Source organism: Streptomyces katrae, from assembly GCF_000966975.1.
Taxonomy (GTDB): Bacteria; Actinomycetota; Actinomycetes; order Streptomycetales; family Streptomycetaceae; genus Streptomyces; species Streptomyces katrae.
The window spans coordinates 1-1,369 of the sequence record NZ_JZWV01000009.1 but is presented as its reverse complement, the minus strand read 5'-3'; the positions used below and the strand labels follow the sequence as shown (position 1 = coordinate 1,369).

Genomic DNA, 1,369 nt, shown 5'->3' with positions numbered 1-1,369 from the left:
CGTTGGCGATCCGTACGGCCTCGCCGTCGGCGAGGGGCGCGGGGGAGCCCTCGCCGGTCCCCCCGGCCAGGATCCCGTCGCCCGGGCGGATCGCCCAGGGGCCGGGCCCGGCGACGGCCCAGCCGTCCATGGCCGAGGTGTCGAAGGAGGGCAGGTCGCCGAGGGCGTCCAGGGAGGTGGCCAGCACCTCGCCGAGCGCGTCCGCGAGCGCCACCCGGTGGTTGCGGGCCCGGACGGTCGTGCCGGCCAGGGCTGCGGTCTCGCGGGCGCGCTGCCAGGCGGTGGCACGGTGGCCGCCCCCGCCGCCCTCGGCGGCGGGGGTACGGCTGACCAGGGCGAGGGCCTCGTCCAGGGCGCCGTCGGCGTCGGTACGGGTCATGGGGAGCCGTTCCCCTCGGGGTCGGTGGGCTCGGGGTCGAGGGACTCGGCTTCCGCGGCCCAGCGCAGTGCCAGGGCGGCGGCCTTCCGGGAGGCCTCGGCGACGGCCTGGGCGGGGTCGGCGCCGGCGGCCTCGGCGCGGGCGGCCGCGTAGCCGACGAGGAAGGTCGTCAGCGGTGCCGCGGGCCGGGCGACACCGTGGGCGGCGTCACGGGCGAGGTCGAGCAGGGTCTTGACGTCGACGTCGAGGTCGATGCCCAGCTCGTTCTTGGCGGCGTTGATCCATTGATCCAGCACGTTCCCATGCTCCCTGATCCGGGCGCGGGCCGTCGCCAGGTCCTCCCAGGTGTCGCAGTCGAAGGAGGCGAGTGGCGCAGCGGCGGTGATCCTGGCCAGGTCCAGCTCGGCGGTGAGGGCCCTGAGGGGGAGGCCGTGGAGGGTGCCGTGCTCGGTCGCGAGCAGGGCGATCTCGCGGCGCAGTGGTTCGGTGCGGTAGGCGGCGACGAGGGGCTGGTCGCGGCCTTCGGGATCCCTCAGCACGGCCCCGTCGCCCGGGCCGGCGGCGGCCGCGGTGAGCAGGGCGCGGACGGTGTCCCGGTCGAGGAAGGGCAGGTCGGCGGAGAGCACGAGGACCACGGCGGCGGTGGTGCCCCGCAGGCCGGCGTGCAGCGCGGCCACCGGGCCGCCGCCGGGCGGGGTCTCCAGGGCCCAGTCGACGGGGCGGGCGGTGGGTCTGCGGGCACCGACGACCACCGTCGCGGCGGCGTCCGGGCAGGCGGCGAGGACGCGGTCGAGGAGGGTGCGGCCGCCCACGGGGAGGGTGGGTTTGTCGGCCCCGCCCAGGCGCCGGGCGGCTCCGCCGGCCAGGACGATGGCGTCGTAGCTCATGCCCCGAGTATGCGGTGGGTGTGGGGGGTTCGGGGGAGGGCGCTTACCGCTTGCTTATGCGGTGGGGGCTGCGGGTGTGCCGCTGCGCGGGGCTTCTCCCCGC

General features: G+C 77.6%; 1 protein-coding gene and 1 pseudogene. Both read right to left on the bottom strand.

Annotated elements, in window-relative coordinates:
• Window positions 1-379 (bottom strand): annotated as a pseudogene (locus tag VR44_RS00555) (molybdopterin molybdenumtransferase MoeA); the annotation flags it as partial.
• Complete coding sequence (locus VR44_RS00550; RefSeq protein ID WP_045945321.1) at window positions 376-1,266, bottom strand: NTP transferase domain-containing protein; 891 nt, start codon at window positions 1,264-1,266, stop codon at window positions 376-378. The gene VR44_RS00550 and the pseudogene VR44_RS00555, both read right to left, overlap by 4 nt.
• Window positions 1,267-1,369 lie beyond the last annotated feature (103 nt).